14 protein-coding genes are annotated in these 14441 nt (G+C 65.2%); 5 read left to right on the plus strand and 9 right to left on the minus strand.

Going from position 1 to position 14441, the window contains the following annotated elements:
• Positions 1-23: 23 nt before the first annotated feature.
• Positions 24-1751, plus strand: coding sequence for an OmpA family protein (locus HYH08_RS24700; RefSeq protein WP_502788720.1), 1728 nt, complete (start codon positions 24-26; stop codon positions 1749-1751).
• 200 nt (positions 1752-1951) lie between these two features.
• Here the strand turns inward: HYH08_RS24700 and argG are convergent, their stop codons facing one another.
• The 6 genes from argG to HYH08_RS24730 all read right to left on the minus strand — a co-directional run bounded on the left by argG (position 1952) and on the right by HYH08_RS24730 (position 7682).
• Positions 1952-3289, minus strand: coding sequence for an argininosuccinate synthase (argG, locus tag HYH08_RS24705; RefSeq protein WP_220012440.1), 1338 nt, complete (start codon positions 3287-3289; stop codon positions 1952-1954).
• A 92-nt stretch (positions 3290-3381) separates the two neighbouring features.
• Positions 3382-4158: a phosphatase PAP2 family protein gene (locus HYH08_RS24710; protein WP_220012441.1), complete on the minus strand. Its 777-nt coding sequence runs from the start codon at positions 4156-4158 to the stop codon at positions 3382-3384.
• A 48-nt stretch (positions 4159-4206) separates the two neighbouring features.
• On the minus strand, positions 4207-4701 hold the full coding sequence (locus HYH08_RS24715) for a hypothetical protein (protein ID WP_220012442.1): 495 nt from the start codon (positions 4699-4701) through the stop codon (positions 4207-4209).
• A gap of 33 nt (positions 4702-4734) precedes the next feature.
• On the minus strand, positions 4735-5937 hold the full coding sequence (gene rlmN / locus HYH08_RS24720) for a dual-specificity RNA methyltransferase RlmN (RefSeq protein ID WP_220012443.1): 1203 nt from the start codon (positions 5935-5937) through the stop codon (positions 4735-4737).
• A 147-nt stretch (positions 5938-6084) separates the two neighbouring features.
• Positions 6085-6732, minus strand: a complete 648-nt coding sequence (locus HYH08_RS24725; protein ID WP_220012444.1) for an invasion associated locus B family protein — start codon at positions 6730-6732, stop codon at positions 6085-6087.
• Between the two features lie 98 nt (positions 6733-6830).
• Complete coding sequence (locus tag HYH08_RS24730; protein WP_220012445.1) at positions 6831-7682, minus strand: SDR family oxidoreductase; 852 nt, start codon at positions 7680-7682, stop codon at positions 6831-6833.
• A gap of 216 nt (positions 7683-7898) precedes the next feature.
• On the opposite strand from HYH08_RS24730, the gene HYH08_RS24735 reads away from it, so the two are divergent.
• Positions 7899-8873, plus strand: coding sequence for an NADPH:quinone oxidoreductase family protein (locus HYH08_RS24735; RefSeq protein WP_220012446.1), 975 nt, complete (start codon positions 7899-7901; stop codon positions 8871-8873).
• Positions 8874-9042: 169 nt separating this feature from the next.
• On the opposite strand, the gene HYH08_RS24740 is transcribed toward HYH08_RS24735, so the two are convergent.
• Together HYH08_RS24740 and HYH08_RS24745 are read right to left on the minus strand one after the other, a co-directional pair.
• Entirely contained in the window at positions 9043-9420 is a 378-nt protein-coding gene (locus HYH08_RS24740; protein ID WP_220012448.1) for a YkvA family protein, read from the minus strand.
• Between the two features lie 101 nt (positions 9421-9521).
• A complete protein-coding gene (locus HYH08_RS24745) occupies positions 9522-9821 on the minus strand; it encodes a 4a-hydroxytetrahydrobiopterin dehydratase (RefSeq protein ID WP_220012449.1) in 300 nt (99 codons plus the stop codon).
• 152 nt (positions 9822-9973) lie between these two features.
• On the opposite strand from HYH08_RS24745, the gene HYH08_RS24750 reads away from it, so the two are divergent.
• The 3 genes from HYH08_RS24750 to HYH08_RS24760 all read left to right on the plus strand — a co-directional run bounded on the left by HYH08_RS24750 (position 9974) and on the right by HYH08_RS24760 (position 13940).
• On the plus strand, positions 9974-11419 hold the full coding sequence (locus HYH08_RS24750) for a TAXI family TRAP transporter solute-binding subunit (RefSeq protein ID WP_220012450.1): 1446 nt from the start codon (positions 9974-9976) through the stop codon (positions 11417-11419).
• Positions 11420-11545: 126 nt separating this feature from the next.
• Entirely contained in the window at positions 11546-13087 is a 1542-nt protein-coding gene (locus tag HYH08_RS24755; protein ID WP_220012451.1) for an alkaline phosphatase D family protein, read from the plus strand.
• 115 nt (positions 13088-13202) lie between these two features.
• Positions 13203-13940, plus strand: coding sequence for a hypothetical protein (locus HYH08_RS24760; protein ID WP_220012452.1), 738 nt, complete (start codon positions 13203-13205; stop codon positions 13938-13940).
• Positions 13941-13944: 4 nt separating this feature from the next.
• Here the strand turns inward: HYH08_RS24760 and HYH08_RS24765 are convergent, their stop codons facing one another.
• Positions 13945-14325: a response regulator gene (locus tag HYH08_RS24765; RefSeq protein WP_220012453.1), complete on the minus strand. Its 381-nt coding sequence runs from the start codon at positions 14323-14325 to the stop codon at positions 13945-13947.
• Positions 14326-14441: the final 116 nt, after the last annotated feature.

The following is a 14441-nucleotide window of genomic DNA, read 5'->3' on the forward strand; positions in this document are numbered from 1 at the left end:
ACTAGTCGTCGGCAGCGTCAGATGTGTATAAGAGACAGCCGCAACACACGCCCGCGCCGCCTCCCGCTGCGGCTCCGCAGCATGCGCCGACGCCCCCGCCCGCCGCGGTTCATCCGACTCCGACACCTCCGCCGCCCCCGGCAGCGGGACCCGCAGGGCGGCCGGCGCCTGCGCCCACGGCGACACCCCCTGCTCCGACGGCAGCGCCCGCGGCTCGGCCGAATGCACCTGTCCCGGCACCGACACCTGCAACCACGCCAGCGCCGACAACAACGCCCGCGCCGACGGCGACCCCGGCTCCCGGCCATACGCCCGCTGCACCGCCGCCGGGCCGCCCTGGTGGACCGCTGCCCGGCGGACGTCCCGGCACGCCTCCAGCGGCTGGATCGCCATCGCCGGCCCCGGGCGCAACACCGGGTGCGGCGACCGCTCCGCCCCCCACGCCTGCACCGGGCGCAACCCCGCTGCCGACAGCAACACCGGCCCCAGGTGGCGCGGTGACGCCGCCGCCGGGACGTCAGGGCGGTGCGCCGCCCGCCGCGGGAGCGCCCGCTGCCGGAGCTCCGCCGGCCGCGCCGCCGCAGGCGGGCGTCCCGCCGCGGCCGACGCCTCCCCCGGGCGCCGCAGCTCCGACCGTCGTCCCCGGCACGCCGGCCGCTGCGCCGCCGCCCGACAGGGCGCAGTACAGGCCGCCGACGGTTGCACCTGCCTTCCGAGCCGCACCGACCGTCGCAGCACCGTTGCCGCCACCGCCGCGTCCGCAGCAGCGTGACCTGACGCCGCTCGCGATCGGCGCAGGCGTCGTCGCCGGAGCCGTGATCGGCGCCACCATCGCCGACTACCGCAACCAGCGGCAGGAGACCGTGGAAGGTGGCCGCACCGTCTACACCGAACCGGATCGCATCATCATCCGCGATCCGGGCGGGCAGGCCTATGTCCGCGGCAACGATCTTTATCGCTTCCGTTACGGCGCGCGAGACATCCGGACCTTCAACGAGGGCGGCGATACCCGCACCGTCGTGGTCCGTCCCGATGGCAGCGAGATCGTCACCGTGGTCGGTCCGGACGGCCGGTTGCTGCGGCGAATCCGCCGGGATCCCGGCGGGCGCGAGATCATCATCATCGACAACAGCTATCGTGACCCGCAGTCGGTCGGCGGCTTCTATGTCGACGTGCCGCCGCCGGTCGTGAACATTCCCTACGATCGCTACATCGTCGACGCCCAGGAGGCGCCGCCTGATGTGATCTACCAGACGATGGTGGCACCGCCGGTGCAACGGATCGATCGCCGCTATACGCTCGACGAGATCCGCTACAGCCCCAATGTTCGCATGCAGATGCCGAGCATTGACGTCAACACGATCAACTTCGAGACGGGGTCGTGGACCATCCCACCGGATCAGGCGGCGAAACTGCAAGTGATCGCCGACGGCCTCAACCGTGCGATCCAGGCCAACCCGCGTGTCGTGTTCCTGATCGAAGGCCACACCGATGCGGTCGGCAACGACGTCGACAATTTGTCATTGTCGGATCGCCGCGCGCAGGCTGCAGCCGAATTGCTGACGCAGCAGTTCGGTGTGCCCGCGGAGAACCTGACGTCGCAGGGCTACGGCGAGCAGTATCTGAAGGAGCAGACGCAAGGACCGAGCGCGATTAACCGGCGTGTCACCATCCGCAACATCACGCCGCTGCTCAACGGCGGTCAGGCCTCGCTGCCGCCGCCCCCGCCCGGCACCGCGCCGCCGCGGTAACGGCATGCACGAACGCAAATGGCCGGGAGCGATCCCGGCCATTTTTTAGTTGATAGTCTCGTGCCTCGGACGCAGCGCAGCACGCGGTGATGCGCTGCTGAGCCGGGGCCCACTTTATCGACGCGGTTGACGTGGCATGGGTCCCGGCGCTGCGATGCACCGCTTCGCGCTGCATCGCGTCCGGGACACCAGCAGAAGCGCTAACCCTTGTCGCTCTCGAGCTTGAAGATCTGCGAGCCTTCGCTGCCCGACAGCAGGCCCGTCTTTGAATAGAGACCGAGCTTCGTCCGCGTATCGGCGATGTCGAGATTGCGCATGGTCAGCTGGCCGATGCGATCGGCCGGTGTGAAGGCGGCGTCCTCGACCTTCTCCATGCTGAGTCTTTCGGGCGCGTAGGTGAGGTTCGGGCTCTCGGTGTTGAGGATCGAGTAATCGTTGCCGCGGCGCAGCTCCAGCGTGACCTCGCCGGTAACGGCGCGCGCGACCCAGCGCTGCGCGGTCTCGCGCAGCATCAGCGCCTGCGAGTCGAACCAGCGGCCCTGATAGAGCAGACGTCCGAGGCGCATGCCGCTGATGCGGTACTGCTCGATGGTGTCTTCGTTGTGGATGCCGGTGACGAGACGCTCATAGGCGATGTGCAGCAGCGCCATGCCGGGCGCTTCGTAGATGCCGCGGCTCTTGGCCTCGATGATGCGGTTCTCGATCTGGTCGCTCATACCGAGGCCGTGACGGCCGCCGATGGCGTTGGCTTCGAGGAACAGCGCGACGGGATCGGAGAAGGTCTTGCCGTTCAGCGCGACAGGCTGGCCTTCCTCGAAGCGCACCACGACCTCCTCGGCCTTCACAGCGCAATCGTCGCGCCAGAACGGAACGCCCATGATCGGGTTGACGATCTTGATGCCGCTGTCGAGGCTCTCGAGATCCTTTGCTTCATGCGTGGCGCCGAGCAGGTTGCTGTCGGTCGAATACGCCTTCTCGGCGCTCATCTTGTAGGCGAAGCCCTGCGCCGTCATGAACGCCGACATCTCGGCGCGGCCGCCGAGCTCGTCGATGAATTGCTGGTCGAGCCAGGGCTTGTAGATGCGCAAGGACGGATTGGTCAGCAGGCCGTAACGGTAGAAGCGCTCGATGTCGTTGCCCTTGAAGGTCGAGCCGTCGCCCCAGATGTTGACGCCGTCTTCCTTCATCGCCGCGACCAGCATGGTGCCTGTGACGGCGCGCCCCAGCGGCGTGGTGTTGAAATAGGTGATGCCGCCCGTCGAGATGTGGAAAGCGCCGGACTGGATCGCGGCAATGCCTTCGTGCACCAGCTGCGTGCGGCAATCGACCAGCACGGCCTTCTCGGCACCGAATGCCTCCGCCTTGCGCGGGATCTCGTTGTAGTCGGCCTCGTCGGGCTGGCCGAGATTCGCGGTGTAAGCGTAGCAGCGTGCACCCTTCTGCTTCATCCAGAGCAGCGCAGCTGAGGTGTCGAGGCCGCCCGAAAAAGCGATGCCGACTTTCTCACCCTTGGGCAGGCTTTTCAGGATCGTGGTCATGGGGCTTCCAATCGGGTCTCGGGGGCTGATGTCAGGGCGGGTTTGACCGGGCGAATATCAAATTTCGCAGGGGTCGGCACGCATTTAATGGCTCAAACCGAGGGCTCGGGGCCCGTCTTGCGAGCGAACAGGCGCTGGCGCAGCCGGTAGGCGGGCATGTTCAGGCTGGTCAGGGCAGCGTCGACCGCCTCGTCAGAGAACTGGGTCCGCGGCCAGCGGTAAATCAGCGCGTAGGCGAACCAGATCACCACGAAGGTGACGAGACCGGCAATCGAAACGTCCGTGAAGAAGTGCCCGCCGAACGCCATCCGCAGTCCGCTGGTGATGGCGCCGAAGACGACCGCGCCGGCATAGGCGAGCGGCCGCCATGCCGGCGGCGCGAGCGCGGCCGGCGCCAGCGTCCAGAACGCGGTCGCGCCCTCGCCCGAGAAGAACGAGCAATTGCGCGCGCAGCCGCCGCGCGGATCCCACCACGGCACGAATTGCTGCTCGCCGGCGAACTGCGTCACCACCACCGGGCGCGGCCGGCCCCAATAGGTCTTGAAGGTGAGGTTGGTGAGGATGCCGGCCGAAAGGATGATGGTGACCAGCAGGAACACGATCGCACGTCCCGAGACCATCAAGGGACGGTCGGGCCGGATCATCTTGACCACGAGCGCCACCAGCGACGGCAGCACGAACGCCCAAGAGACCCACATCGCAGCGTCGCGCGCGAAGCCGGCCCACTCGTTCAGCTTGATCGGAAACGTCTTCGTCGCGGGGTCGAAGAACAGTGCGGCGAGTTTGAGATCGAGCTCGGGATAGAGGCCGAAAACGACGCCGATCACGAGCCACAGCGCCAGGGCGATGAAGAGTCCAGTCCGGTTCATGGCGCGCGGTTTAGCGGAGTGGGGCGGGGATGAAAACCCCGGAATGAACTAGCGAGCTTCCGGCCTTGAATTCGACGGCAGCGGCGGAGGCGGCCGGCGTGGGGGTGGCGGGTTGCGCCAGGCGCCGGCATTGCGACCGGCGATCAGCCAGTAGACCACGCCGGCGACGATGCCGGCGCCGGTCATGATCTCCAGGTGACGCCGTACAATGCCCTCGAAATGCAACGTGTCCGGATTAAACGGGACGAGACCGAGATAGCAGGCGAGCCCGACGAGACCGCCACCGACAGCATACGCAAGTGCGCTGCGGATGTAGAGCGCCTCCGTGATGGCGACGATCACCGCCGCCGGTACCAGCGCAAAACCCGAGACGAAGATGAAGCCGAAGCCGAGCAGGATGTTGATCACGCCCTGGTCGACAGGGCCGGCGCCGAGATCGGAGAACTCTGGAAACAGCAGCGCGATGACGACGATCATGCCGCCGACGAAGCAGGCGGCGAGAAAGCCGATGAAGATGACGATGAGGCGGCCGATCAGGGACATGATGCCACTCTCACCGTAGGGCAGTCACGCATCTCAATCCGTCATCGCCATCGCGCGCAACGCCTGGCGCTCGCGGGCGCTGAGCTTCTCGGTCTCCGACTTCAGCTGGCCGCAAGCGGCGAGGATGTCGCGGCCGCGCGGGGTGCGCACCGGCGAGGAATAGCCGGCATTGAAGATGTATTCGGAGAACTTTTCGATCTGGTCCCAATCCGAGCATTCATAAGCCGTGCCGGGCCAGGGATTGAACGGGATCAGATTGATCTTGGCGTGAATGCCCTTGAGCAGCTTCACCAGCAGCTTTGCATCGTCGAGCGAATCGTTGACGCCCTTGAGCATCACATATTCGAAGGTGATGCGGCGTGCGTTCGAGGCGCCGGGATAGTCACGGCAGGCCTGCAGCAGCTCCTTGATCGGATATTTGCGGTTGAGCGGCACCAGCTCGTTGCGCAGCTCGTCGCGCACGGCATGCAGCGAGATCGCGAGCATCACGCCGATCTCCTCGCCGGCGCGCACGATGTTCGGCACCACGCCCGAAGTCGACAGCGTGATGCGGCGGCGGGAGATGCCGATGCCCTCATTGTCTCCGACGATCAGCAGCGCATCGCGCACCGCGTCGAAATTGTAGAGCGGCTCGCCCATGCCCATCATCACGATGTTGGTGACGCGGCGCGTGCCGTCCTCGCGATCGGCCCAGTCGTTCAGGCGATCGCGGGCGACCATGATCTGGCCGACGATCTCGCCGGCGGTGAGGTTGCGCACCAGGCGCTGCGTGCCGGTGTGACAGAACGAGCAGTTCAAGGTGCAGCCGACCTGCGAGGAGACGCAGAGCGTGCCGCGATCGGTCTCGGGGATGTAGACGCACTCGACTTCATGCGCCTTCTGTACGTTGTCGCCGCTCGGCAGACGCAGCAGCCATTTGCGGGTGCCGTCGTTGGAGATCTGCTCGGCCACGACCTCGGGACGGTCGACCGTGAAATGCTGGGCGAGCTCGGCGCGAATGCCCTTCGAGATCGAAGTCATGTCGTCGAAACTCTGGGCGCCGCGGAAGTAGAGCCAGTGCCAGAGCTGCTGCACGCGCATCTTGCGCTGTGCCGGTGCGACGCCGATTTCACCGAGGCGACCGGCAAGCTCGGTGCGCGACAGGCCGATCAGCGAGGGCTTGGCCGGCGGCACATAGGTTTCGAGCGGAGTTTTCTCCACCAGGATTGCGTTGTGCGGCTCGGTCGTCGGTTGCATTGATGGGCCTGGGATCTGCTGTCTAAACTCGCCATGTCCAGGCTCGACCCGGGCATCCATGACGGCGAAAAAATCTGGAACCGCCCCTATATAGCAATCGGAACCGCCGATTGCGACCTTCTCGCCTGCAGCCTTAACGACCAGGCGTTACCGCCTGCAATCCTGGGCGATCTTGTCGAGCGCCTGGGCGAGGCCCTTCAGCGAAAACGTGTCGGTCGTCTCCGTGCCCTTGGCCGAGACGCCCTTGACCACGAGATCGGCGGATTTGCGCATGGCTTCAACCATCCGCTCCTCCTCGGCCGCGTTCTTGATCCAGAGGCCGTCACCCTGCGTGTACATCGCAAAGGAGGCGCCGCCGACCTCGACCGAGGATTCCGAGCCCGGCTTCAGCGCATAGCCGATCATGACCGAGACTTCGTTGTTCACCTTCTCCGCCGGCCGGGTCGATACGAATGCATAGGCGGGATCGCGCGGCCGATTCGGCGGATTGGTCTTCGACGACGAGGGTTTTGCCAGGGCGAAGCAGACCTTCTTGCCGTTGGGCGTCGCCGAATATGCGCCCCAGGTGCCGAACTGGCCGATCAGGGTCGGCTCGGCGCCACCTGCAACCGCCGCGGGCGAAGTCGCAGGTTTACTCTCGGGCTTTGCGGCCGTTTTTGCCCCCGTATTGGCGGCCGGCGCTGCTGGTTTTGGTGCAGCCTTCGGCGCCGGTTGCGCCGTCTGTGCCCGCGCGGAATCGCTGATTCCCCACGCCGCAACGCCAGTCATCAAAGCCAAAGATAGCACCCGCCACATGCTGGAGTGGTTCCCTCAATATTGTGACTGGAAGATGGCCCGGCCGCGCTTTGTCCCCGCAGCAGGGATAGCCGGGAAAGTCCAATTTGGGAAGGCAGTTAGCGGCTTGGCTGCCCCCGGGATCGCGCGGCGCGCTGGTCGGCCCATTGCGCGTCGGTCCAGCCGAGCAGATCCTCGGCGCCGGAGCTGCGCAGATGCGCGCCGCCGTCGATCACCACCATCTCGCCATTGATGTAACCAGCGCGGTCCGAGACCAGGAAGCTGGCGAGATCGGCAAGCTCGCTGTGCTCGCCGGTGCGGCCAAGCGGGTTGCGCGCGGTCCATCCCTCATCGCGCCCCTCGGGGCGGAGCTGGCCCGATGCGCCTGATGTCGGGAACGGCCCCGGCGCGATCGCGACGGTGCGGATGCCCTTCGGGCCCCACTCGACCGCGAGGCTTTTGGTCATCGCCAGCACCGCGGATTTCGCCATGGCCGATGGCACCGTGAAGGCGCGGCCCGTGATGGTCGAGGTCGAGAGGATCGAGAGCACGACACCGTTGTGCCTGCCGTCGATCCAGCGCTTGCCGGCGGCGAGCGTGCAATACATCGCGCCATGCAGTGTCGGCGCCAGGATCGCATCCGCGGCGCGGAAGGAGAGATGCTCGCTCTGTGCGATGAAGGTCGCAGCAGCATTGTTGACGAGAATATCGAGCGGCGCCTCGCGCCAGATCTGATCCATCATGCCGTCCACCGCAGCGCCGTCGCGGATATCGCAGGCGATGCTGGTGACCTTGCCGCCGGTCTGCGCGCGCATCTCGGCCGCCGTTGCGTCGAGCCGATCGAGCTTGCGGCCGCAGATCACGAGCTCGGCACCCAAGCTGAGAAAGCGGCGCCCCATCGCAGCGCCGAGGCCCGAGCCGCCGCCGGTGACGAGGATGCGCTTGTCCTTGAGCAGACCTGTTTCAAACATCGTTTGATCCTCCCTTTTCTTGTTTCGTCATTGCGAGCGCAGCGAAGCGATCCAGATTATTTCCGCAGGACGGACTCCGGATTGCTTCGCTGCGCTCGCAATGACGAGGATAGTCCAGTGCATGGCCTCGGACAAAGAATCCGGATTGTCGGGCCTCAGTAAATCCGGCAAAACCGGTCCAACTATAACTCCACTCGAAACGCTCCAGGTGCCGCCATGAAAGCCATCCTCTGCTCGCAATATTGCCAGCCCGACGATCTCGCGCTCACTGAAGTGCCGGATCCGGTGGCCGGTCCCGGCGAGGCCGTGATTGCGATCAAGGCGGCGGCGCTGAATTTTTTCGACATCCTGATGATCCAGGGCAAGTATCAGGTGAAGCCGCCGTTCCCGTTCTCGCCGGCCGCCGAAGTCGCGGGCGTGATCGAGAGCATCGGCCCCGGTGTCACCGATTTGAAAGTCGGCGATCGCGTCGTCGCCTCCTGCGGCCATAACGGCGCGCGCGAGAAGATCGCGCTGCCGGCGGCATCGATCGTCAAGATCCCCGATAATCTCGACTATGACCGCGCGGCCGGCATCATCATCATCTACGGCACCGCGCTGCATGCGCTGGAAGACCGTGCGAGCCCGAAGCCGGGCGAGACGCTCGCCGTGCTTGGCGCGGCCGGCGGCACCGGCCTTGCCGCGTGCGAGCTCGGCAAGCTGATGGGCCTGAAGGTGATCGCCTGCGCCTCGTCCGACGAGAAGCTCGAATTCGCCAAGGCCCACGGCGCCGAGCTGACGCTGAACTACGGCAAGGAAGATCTGAAGGAAGGTTTACGCAAACTCACCGGCGGCAAGGGCGTCGACATCATCTTCGATCCGGTGGGCGGCGCCTATGCCGAGCAAGCCTTGCGCTCGATCGCCTGGGAAGGCCGTTTCCTCGTCATCGGCTTTGCCGCCGGCGAGATTCCAAAGATGCCGCTGAACCTCGCGCTGCTGAAAGGCTGCGACATCCGCGGCGTGTTCTGGGGAGCCTGGACCCGGCTCAACCCGGAGAAGAACCGCGCCAATCTCGAGAAGCTCGTGAAGTGGACCGCGGATGGAAAGATTTCATCGCATGTCGATCGTACCTTCCCGCTGGCTCAAACCGCGGACGCGCTGAAGGTGCTCGCGGGCCGTCAGGCCATGGGCAAGGTGATCCTGCATCCGTGAGGATGTTGGCGGCGCGACGTTGCACGGACGCTCGCCACGCATGAAACTGTCGTCGTCCGGCTTGACCGGACGACCCAGTATTCCAGAGACAGCAGAGACTTGGCCGAGAAGCCGCGGCGTACTGGATTCCCCGCTTTCGCGGGGAATGACAGCGGAATACGAGGCTCCGCTATTGCTCAGCCTCGTCCACCCCACGCTTGAGCACCGCACGCGCAGCCTCACGATGCTCATTCGTGATGTGGCTGGCGACCATGCGGATGGCGGTGGCGAGCACGGCGGCGTCATCGGTGAAGCCGAGGACCGGCATCACGTCGGGAATGAAGTCGAACGGCAGAATGAAATAGGCGATGGCACCTAACAGCGAAGCCTGGACGTGACGCGGTGTCTGCCGGTCGAACGCACAGTAATAGGCGGCGACCAGATCTTCGGCGAACGGCAGTTGCGCGGCGACACGCTTCAGCTTGCGCCAGAAGCGGCGGCGCACGCTCTCACGGTCTTCCGCGAGCCGATCGGCCGGCTCGAAGCCGACGCTGTGTTCGGCAGCCATGTTCGATAAACTCCCCGCTCAGCGCGGCCGATGGCCGCATCTCCTGCCGATCACAACATGGGGATGCAGCGGCGCCTCGCAAGATGTCAGCCAAATGTCAGCTAAGCTGTCAGCTTGGCGATCGCGTTCATCGCCTTGGCGAGCTCGATATCGAGGGCGGTGACGCCGCCGGCATCATGGGTCGACAGCACCACCTCCACCGTCTTGTAGACGTTCCGCCATTCGGGGTGGTGATCCATCTTCTCGGCCACCAGCGCCGCGCGGGTCATGAAGCCGAACGCCTCGTTGAAATCCTTGAAGACAAAGGTTTTCCCGATCGCGTCACGGCCCGAAACCTCGGCCCAGCCGGGGATACCGCCCAGCGCCTGCTTGCGTGTCTCCGCCGTCAGCCGCTCTGCCATGATCGCCTCCGTCCTTCAGGGGAACTTTACCCTAACACCGTGCTTACGCTCCGGGTCCATACGGGATTTCGTCCATCCGCTAACCATGACGGAGATGTAACCCCGCCGGACAACAAATTTGCTACAATTGCGGGCGTAAATCGCCGGCCAAGATGAAACTGAGCCTCAAGCGCCTGTTTGGGAGATCGATGACCGGGGGATTGGACCTGGCCGAAGCGCCCACTCCGCCTTCGCCGCGATCCGCGGCGCGGAAGACCGCGCTCGTGTCTCTGGCGCTGGTGCTGGCCATCATCGGCGCGCTCGCCGGCGGCTATTATTTCGCGATGCGTCCGGTGACGCTGAAGATCGCGGTTGGTCCGGCCAACAGCGATGATCTCAAGGTCGTGCAGGCGCTGACGCAGGCTTTCACGCAGAACAAGAGCCAGGTGCGGCTGCGGCCGATCCAGACCGATGGCGCCACCGCCAGCGCCGATCTGCTCGCGGAAGGCAAGGCCGACCTCGCCATCGTGCGAGGCGACGTCGATGTGCCCAAGAACGCGCAAGCGGTCGCGACCTTGCGCAAGAACGTCGTGGTACTGTGGTCGGTGCCCGGCAAGGGCAAGAAGAAGGGCGCCAAGATCACCAAGATCGCGCAGCTCGCCGGCCACAAAGTCGGCGTGGTCGGCCGCACCCAGGCCAACGTCAATCTACTCAAGGTGATCCTGCAGCAATACGGCGTCGATCCCGCCAAGGTCGAGATCATCCAATTCCCGGCCAACGAGGCCGCCGAGGCGATCAAGACGCAGAAGGCCGATGCCTATCTCGCCGCCGGCCCCGTCAACAGCAAGATCACGTCGGATGCGATCGCAGCGACCGCCAGGGAAGGCGGCACGCCGGTCTTCCTTGCGATCGATTCCGCCGATGCGATCGCACAGAACCATCCGGTCTACGAGGCCTCGGAGATTCCAGCCGGCACCTACGGCGGTTCGCCCGATCGCCCCGATGACGAGGTCAAGACCATCAGCTTCTCGCACCATATCGTGGCGCGCAAGGGCATCTCCGAAACCACCATTGCGGCGTTCACGCGGCAGCTGTTCGCCGTGCGGCAGCAATTGGTGACGGAATTCCCACTGGCCGCGAAGATCGAGACGCCCGACACCGACAAGGATGCGGTGATCCCGGTGCATCCGGGCGCCGCCGCCTTCGTCGATGGTGAGGAAAAGACCTTCCTCGACAAATACAGCGATTACATCTGGTGGGGCCTGATGGCACTCTCCGCCATGGGCTCGATCGGCGCGTGGTTTGCGGGCTATCTGAAAAAGGACGAGCGCGACAACAACAGCCATCTGCGCGACCGGCTGTTCGACATGATCACGGCGGCCCGCAAGAGCGAGACGACCGAGGAGCTCGACCAGATGCAGGCCGAGGCCGACGAGATCCTGCGCGACACGCTGCGCTGTTTCGATCACGGCGCCATCGAAGAGGGCGGGCTCACTGCCATCAACATCGTGCTCGACCAGTTCCACGCCGCGGTTGCCGACCGCAAGGCCGTGCTGTTCAGCATGCCGCAAAACCTGCAACGCGCCGGCGCGCAGTTCAGGGCCGCCGGCAACGCGTAAGCGCTTGCGGGCGTAATTGCTGCGTCACATTGTCTCAATATAGCTCCGCTGTCATCCGGAGCGATGCATCGGCATCGCCCGGAATCACGGCGCGACCTGCGCGCAGGACAGCCAGCGAGCCAGCCCATGAAGATCAAATTCTCCCGCCGCCGCTTCCTCACCACCAGCGCGGGCGCGCTCGGCGCCATCGCGATGCCTCACCTCTCGCGCGCGGCCGACCGGCCGGCGGTGACCCATGGCGTGCAGTCGGGCGACGTCAGCGTCGATGGCGGCGTGGTGTGGGCGCGTGCCGATCGTCCCTCGCAGATGCTGGTCGAGGTCGCCACGACGGAATCCTTCAAGGATGCCCGTGTGCTGCCGCCGATCGCAGCGCTGCCTGAGAGCGACTTCACCGCAAAGATGCTGATCGAGAACCTGCCAGGCGGGCAGGATATCTTCTATCGCGTCCGTTTCCGCGATCTCGCGCATACCGCAATCGAAGGCGAGCCGGTGGTCGGCCGCTTCCGCACGGCGCCCGCCGACCGCCGTGACGTCAGCTTCGTCTGGGGCGGCGATGTCGCGGGGCAGGGCTGGGGCATCAATCCCGATGACGGCGGCATGGTCAGCTTCTCCGCCATGCGCAAGCACCGTCCGGATTTCTTCCTGCATTCCGGCGACACCATTTATGCCGACGGACCGATCGAGTCCGAGGTGAAGCTGCCCGACGGCAAGATCTGGAAGAACGTCACGATCCCCGAGAAAGCCAAGGTCGCGGAAACGCTGGACGAGTACCGCGCCGCGCACAAATACAATTTCACCGACGAGAATGTCCGCGCCTTCAATGCCGAAGTCCCCATCTTCGTGCAGTGGGACGACCATGAGGTGACCAACAACTGGTCGCTGTCGAAGGAGCTGCCGGCGGCCTACAAGGTGCGCGACATCTCGCTGCTGGCGGCCCGCGCAGGCCGCGCCTTCCACGAGATGTACCCGATGCGGGAGAGCATCAATGAGCCGGGCCGGGTCTATCGCCAGATTTCCTATGGCCCCCACCTCGACGTGTTCGTGCTCGACGAACGCAGCTATCGCGGCCCGAACGGCGCCAATCTCGAAACCGCTTACGGCCCGGCCAGCTACTTCCTCGGCCCCGACCAGATCGCCTGGCTCAAGCGCGGCTTGTTGAATTCGCGCGCGACCTGGAAGGTGATCGCCTCCGACATGCCGATCAGCCTCGTCGTGCCGGACACGCCGAAGGGCGGCTCGGAAGCCATTGCCCAAGGCGACGGCCCGGTGCGCGGCCGCGAGTTCGAGATCGCCGACATCCTGCGCTTCATCAAGATGGCGCCGATCAGCAACACGGTGTGGCTGACCGCGGACGTGCACTACGCTGCCGCGCACTATTACGATCCGAACAAGGCGCAATTCCAGGAATTCGAGCCGTTCTGGGAATTCGTGTCGGGCCCGCTGCACGCCGGTACATTCGGTCCGAACGCGCTCGACAACACGTTTGGACCCGAGGTGCGCTTCGTCAAGGCGCCGGGCAAGGACAGCCAGAACCTGCCGCCCTCGGCCGGCATGCAGTTCTTTGGTCACGTCAAGATTGACGGCGCCTCGGGCCAGATGACCGTGACGCTGCGCGACCGCGCCGATGTCGCGCTGTGGTCAACGATGCTCGATCCGAAACTCGCGTAACACGCGGTTCAGCGCCGATGGCGGTGAACCATCGGGCCGGCTCGGACGACAGTTGCAGGACCGTGCATTTTCGCGGACCTGCAATTGTCGTCCGAGCTATTTTCGAGTTGAAGCCGTGCTGTTCAGCCGCCGAATTATCATCATCGCGCTTCTGCTGAGCGCTGGGTCCCCCACATGGGCGCAGATCCAGCAGAAAGCGCAGGACAAAGCGAAAGACAAAGCCACGCTGGTGCGCGAGGCCTTCGCGTCGCCTTATGGCGAGGCACTGACTGCCGAGCTTGGCAAGTCACTGCGCGCAAGCGCCGACCCGGCATGCGTGACGGACAAGGGGCTTGCCGTAGACCAGCTCGAGCCGCGCGGCCGCGACATCCTCATCACATGGGGCACGCGCATGCTGGAAGGCACATCCGCGCTGATCGACCGGCAGACCTCGGAGCACCCGTTCGCAGGGGCCGCCGAATTGGAGAGCCTAAAGAGCAATGCGGATGTGAAGCGCTACCTGGCGATGGAAGAGCCGATGCGCCAGGCCAAGATCCTGGATTTGATCTTCGAGCATTTTGACCGTCATAATTTGATCAGTCGCGTCAAGCTGAGGCCGGTGTCTCCGTTGGGCACGGGCAACGAGGCCCTGCTCCGTCTCAATCCGGCCGATGCCACGGAGGAGAAGCTGGACGCGTTCGCCGGCAAGAGCCGATCGAAAGCGCTGAAGCGTTTTCTGCAGTTGTCGGAGCAGGCGGACGCCGCGCAGGCCCTTGCGATCAAGCAGATAGCGCCACCGCCGCCGCTTCCGGACACCTTCTTCAATGGTGTCGAAACCGACCTCGCCGAACTCTGCATCCGCTCCGGCAAATAGGTCGTCAGGTGCCCCGCGCCTGGAGCGCAGCCTCGAGCGCGTCGCTCGAGCAGGGCTTCTGCAGGCGTGGCAGGCTGGCGAATTGCGGCGGAATCCGCGCGTCCGCGCCGTAGCCGGTGACGAAGACGAACGGGATCTTGAGCGCAACCAGCCGCTCGGCGATCGCAAAGCTCTTCTCGCGGATCAGCTCGACGTCGAGCAATGCGAAGTCGGGAGCACGCTTGGCGATCGCGTCCAGCGCCTGCGCCACCGACCCGACGGTCCGCACGCTCGTCACGCCGAATCCGATGAGACGGTCCTCGAAATCGATCGCAATGATCGGATCGTCCTCGACAATCAGAACATCGGAAGGCGGGCCTGAGCCGTCGGGACGTGCGGGTGCCATGATCGTATCTTGAGCGTGAGGGTTTTCGGATCAGGACTGCCGCGACACGATGCCTGCGCCCAGCGCATCGGAGGGTTCCCGGAACGAAACCCACCACATCACAGTTCTTCAGTCTG

The sequence above is a fragment of the Bradyrhizobium sp. BR 10289 genome (assembly GCF_019455385.1).
Taxonomy (GTDB): Bacteria; Pseudomonadota; Alphaproteobacteria; order Rhizobiales; family Xanthobacteraceae; genus Bradyrhizobium.